Genomic DNA, 4,516 nt, shown 5'->3' with positions numbered 1-4,516 from the left:
CGGAGTGCCTGCGGGTGACGGCGCAGTCCGTCACCCGCAGGCACTCCGGGAAGCGCACCGGCAGCGTGCTGCCCAGCACGCCCCAGCCCAGTCGGCTCCGCCCCGGTGAGGGCGCGTCCGAGCGGACCAGGAGCAGCCCGCTGTCCGGGTCGGCCAGCAGGACCCGGTCGTCGCTCTCGGCGGCGATCTGGAGCAGCGGGGACATCTCGCCGCCGCGCTCCAGGTCCACCACCACCGCCTTGGTGCGCCCGTCGGTCTCCCGGTCCAGGGCCAGCATCCGTCCCTCGTGGTCCAGCCACACCCCGCCCGAGCAGCGGCCGGGGACCTCGGCGAGCTGCTCGGGCCCGAACGCGCCGCCCGCGACCCGCCACACCGCCGTCGACCGCCGGCCCACGGCCAGGGCATACGCCCGCTCCCCGCCCGGGGCGGGCGGCAGCAGCCGCAGCCGGGTGCCCTCCTCGGGGCACTCGACCGTGCCCAGCGGCAGCTCGCCGGTGCCGGGTCCGGTCGGGTACAGCAGGCAGAAGGCGTGCCGCCCGTCCACCAGCCGGTGGATGAGGACCCGTCCGTCGCTCAGGGGCTGCACCTCGGTGCCGGGTTCCTCGGGCTGGTCGCCGGGCAGCGGCACCGCGTAGGGCTCGGGACCGTCCAGGGTCCAGCGCTCGGGGAAGAGGGAGTCGCCGGCCAGGGCGAGGCGCGCGGCGTAGGAGCCGTCCGCGGTGATGGCGCAGCCCGGCCGTCCGGCTCCGTCCTCGTGTCCCGTCGCGGGTGACGGGGTTCCCCCGTGCTCGAGCGAAGTCCCGAGCCCGGGAAAGGCACAGACCGTCATGGTTCGGTCACCTCCGGCGACGACCGTAGTTATCGCACGCACGGGCGGGGGCCGACGGGGCCGCACTTCACACATAAGGGTGCTCCAGGAACGATTCTCCTGAGCAGAGGGGGACGGATGTGCTGGCCGGGCCGAACGCCCTACCGCGGGCCCGCGCCGGTACTGCGGCACGAAACGGCCAGGTAGCCTTGCACACGTGCCCCGTCTGTCTGAAGTCATCGCCGTGCTGGAGAGCCTGTGGCCCGCCGAACGGGCCGAGTCCTGGGACGCGGTCGGCACCGTGGTGGGCGAGCCCGACCAGGAGGTCGTACGGGTCCTGTTCGCCGTGGACCCGGTCCAGGAGACCGTCGACGAGGCGGTGCGGCTGGGCGCCGACCTGCTCGTCACCCACCACCCGCTCTACCTGCGCGGGACGACCACCGTCGCGGCCTCCACCTTCAAGGGCCGGGTGGTGCACACGCTCATCAAGAACGACATCGCGCTGCACGTCGCCCACACCAACGCCGACACCGCCGACCCGGGTGTCTCCGACGCCCTGGCCGGCGCCCTGGACCTCAGGGTCGTACGGCCCCTCGTGCCGGACCCCACCGACCCCGAGGGCCGCCGGGGCCTGGGCCGCGTCTGCGCACTCGACCACCCGCTGACCGTCCGCGAGCTCGCCGCCCGTGCCGCCGAACGCCTCCCCGCCACCGCGCAGGGCATCCGCGTCGCCGGCGACCCCGAGGCGCTCGTCCGCACGGTCGCCGTCAGCGGCGGCTCCGGCGACAGCCTCTTCGACCACGTCCGCGCCGCCGGCGTGGACGCCTTCCTCACCGCGGACCTGCGCCACCACCCGGCCTCCGAGTTCATGGCGGACCGCGCCCACGGCCCCCTCGCGCTGCTCGACGCGGCGCACTGGGCCACCGAGTGGCCCTGGTGCGAGCTGGCCGCAGCCCAGCTCGACGAGATCTCCGACCGCCATGGGTGGAACCTCCGGGTCCACGTCTCGAAGACGGTCACCGACCCCTGGACCGCCCACGCGGCGTCCTCCGACGGCCCGTCGCCCGCCACCGCCCCTCCGAGGAGCGCCTCGCGCGCCCCCGCTCCCTCCGACACCTCTGGAGCCCCCAACTGAACGCCGCGCCCGCCGATCAGATCCGACTCCTCGACGTCCAGAACCTCGACGTCCGCCTCCAGCAGCTCGCGCACAAGCGGAAGTCGCTCCCCGAGCACGCCGAGATCGAGTCGCTGACGAAGGACCACACCCAGCTGCGCGACCTGCTCGTCGCCGCGCAGACCGAGGAGAGCGACTGCGCCCGCGAGCAGACCAAGGCCGAGCAGGACGTGGACCAGGTGCGCCAGCGCGCCGCCCGTGACCAGAAGCGCCTCGACTCCGGCGCCGTCTCCTCGCCCAAGGACCTGGAGAACCTCCAGCACGAGATCGTCTCCCTCGCCAGGCGGCAGGGCGACCTCGAGGACATCGTCCTGGAGATCATGGAACGCCGTGAGTCCGCGCAGGGGCGGGTCGCCGAACTGACCGACCGCGTCGCCTCCGTCCAGGCGAAGATCGACGACGCCGTCGCGCGCCGGGACGCGGCCCTCGGGGAGATCGACGGCGAGACCGCCTCGGTCACCAGGGAGCGCGAGGTCGTCGCCGGATCCGTCCCCGCCGACCTGCTCAAGCTGTACGAGAAGCTGCGCGAGCAGCAGGGCGGCGTCGGCGCCGCGAAGCTCTACGCCCGCACCTGCCAGGGCTGCCGCCAGGAGCTCGCCATCACCGAGCTGAACGAGATCCGCCAGGCCGCTCCCGACACGGTGGTGCGCTGCGAGAACTGCCGTCGCATCCTGGTGCGCACGTCCGAGTCGGGGCTGTAGGGGGCTGCTTCGGTGGGGGAGTTCATCGTCGAGGCGGACGGCGGGTCACGGGGCAACCCGGGGCCCGCGGGCTACGGGGCCGTGGTGAGCGACGCGGCGACGGGGGAGACCCTCGCGGAGACGGCCGAGTACCTCGGCGTCGCCACCAACAACGTCGCCGAGTACCGGGGCCTGCTGGCCGGCCTGCGCGCCGCCCACGCACTGGACCCCCGGGCCACGGTCCACGTCCGGATGGACTCCAAGCTCGTCATCGAGCAGATGACCGGCCGCTGGAAGATCAAGCACCCCGACATGAAACCGCTCGCCGCCCAGGCGGCGCGGGTCTTCCCGCCGGGACGGGTGACGTACGAGTGGATCCCCCGCGAGCGGAACAAGCACGCCGACCGCCTGGCCAACGAGGCGATGGACGCGGGGCTGAGGGGGGAGCCGTGGAAGGCTTCGGCCTCCACGGCGGAGCAGGCCGTCGGGGCGACCGGGACCTCCCCCGCCGTCGGCCGCGAGGAGGACACCGCCGCCGGGGCCGCCGACGCCGATGCCCGTGCCGCGCGCGCCGTGGCCACGCCCAGCGCCGGTTGGGCGCCCGCCGACATGGGGCCGCCCGCCACCTTCGTCCTGCTCCGGCACGGCGAGACCCCGCTGACCCCGCAGAAGCGCTTCTCCGGCAGCGGCGGCAGCGACCCCTCCCTCTCCGACACCGGCCGGGAGCAGGCCGAGCGGGTCGCCGCCCTCCTGGCCCGGCGCGGCACCGTCCAGGCGGTCGTCGCCTCCCCCCTCGCCCGCACCCGCGAGACCGCCGGCATCGTCGCCGCCCGCCTCGGCCTCGAGGTGGCCGTGGACGAAGGGCTGCGCGAGACCGACTTCGGCGCCTGGGAGGGCCTCACCTTCGCCGAGGTCCGCGAACGCCACCCGGACGACCTGAACGCCTGGCTGACCTCCCCGGACGCCGAGCCCACCGGCGGCGGCGAGAGCTTCGCGGCCACCGCCGCCCGGGTCGCCGCCGCCCGGGACGAGCTGGTCGCGGCGTACGCGGGCCGCACGGTCCTGCTCGTCACCCACGTGACGCCGATCAAGACGCTGGTACGGCTCGCCCTGGGCGCCCCGCCCGAGGCCCTGTTCCGCATGGAACTGTCGGCGGCCTCGCTCTCGGCGGTGGCGTACTACGCCGACGGCAACGCCAGCGTCCGCCTGTTCAACGACACCTCGCACCTGCGCTGAGCCCCGCCGCCTCGCGGGCCAGCCGCTCGATCCGGTCCCAGTCCCGGGCCGCCACCGCGTCCGCCGGGAGCATCCAGCTCCCGCCCACGCAGCCGACGTTGGGCAGCGCGAGGTAGTCCGGCGCGGAGTCCGCCCCGATCCCCCCGGTCGGGCAGAAACGGGCCTGGGGGAGCGGTCCGGCGAGCGCCTTCAGATACGCCGTCCCGCCCGCGGCCCGCGCCGGGAAGAACTTCATCTCCCGCACCCCGCGCTCCAGCAGCGCCACCACCTCCGAGACGGTCGACACCCCCGGCAGGAACGGCACCCCGGACGCCCGCATCGCCGCCAGCAGCGCCTCCGTCCACCCCGGGCTGACCAGGAACCGCGCCCCGGCGTCCACCGCCTCGTCCACCTGCGCCGGGGTGATCACGGTCCCGGCCCCGACCACCGCGTCCGGCACCCCGTCGGCGATCGCCCGGATCGCGTCGGGCGCGGCGGGCGTCCGCAGGGTCACCTCGATCGCGGGCAGCCCGCCGGCCACCAGCGCGCGGGCCAGCGGTACGGCGTCGGCGGCGTCCTCGAGGACGACGACCGGCACCACGGGAGCGAGGTCGAGGACGGAGGAGGGGAGGGGGGCGG

At 75.2% G+C, this 4,516-nt stretch carries 4 protein-coding genes and 1 pseudogene; 3 read left to right on the top strand and 2 right to left on the bottom strand.

Annotated features, from left to right (window positions below; all coding sequences use genetic code 11):
- Positions 1 to 829 (bottom strand): annotated as a pseudogene (locus B7L92_RS29465) (hypothetical protein); the annotation flags it as partial.
- A gap of 196 nt (positions 830 to 1,025) precedes the next feature.
- On the opposite strand from B7L92_RS29465, the gene B7L92_RS29460 reads away from it, so the two are divergent.
- The 3 genes from B7L92_RS29460 to B7L92_RS29450 are packed head-to-tail and all read left to right on the top strand — an operon-like array spanning position 1,026 to position 3,898.
- Positions 1,026 to 1,943: a Nif3-like dinuclear metal center hexameric protein gene (locus B7L92_RS29460; RefSeq protein ID WP_081240412.1), complete on the top strand. Its 918-nt coding sequence runs from the start codon at positions 1,026 to 1,028 to the stop codon at positions 1,941 to 1,943.
- Positions 1,940 to 2,683, top strand: coding sequence for a zinc ribbon domain-containing protein (locus B7L92_RS29455; RefSeq protein ID WP_026085233.1), 744 nt, complete (start codon positions 1,940 to 1,942; stop codon positions 2,681 to 2,683). The genes B7L92_RS29460 and B7L92_RS29455 overlap by 4 nt, the downstream gene beginning before the upstream one ends.
- 12 nt (positions 2,684 to 2,695) lie before the next feature.
- Positions 2,696 to 3,898, top strand: coding sequence for a bifunctional RNase H/acid phosphatase (locus B7L92_RS29450; protein WP_081240411.1), 1,203 nt, complete (start codon positions 2,696 to 2,698; stop codon positions 3,896 to 3,898).
- On the opposite strand, the gene eda is transcribed toward B7L92_RS29450, so the two are convergent.
- Positions 3,873 to 4,516: bifunctional 4-hydroxy-2-oxoglutarate aldolase/2-dehydro-3-deoxy-phosphogluconate aldolase (eda, locus tag B7L92_RS29445; protein WP_255311196.1), on the bottom strand; the 644-nt coding region annotated here is incomplete at its 5' end. The two genes, B7L92_RS29450 and eda, sit on opposite strands and share 26 nt — an antisense overlap.

Origin of the sequence: Streptomyces viridosporus (assembly GCF_002078235.1) — a bacterium.
Taxonomy (GTDB): Bacteria; Actinomycetota; Actinomycetes; order Streptomycetales; family Streptomycetaceae; genus Streptomyces; species Streptomyces viridosporus.
The sequence above is the reverse complement of the archived record's forward strand: the minus strand, read 5'-3'. Positions and strand labels throughout refer to the sequence as shown.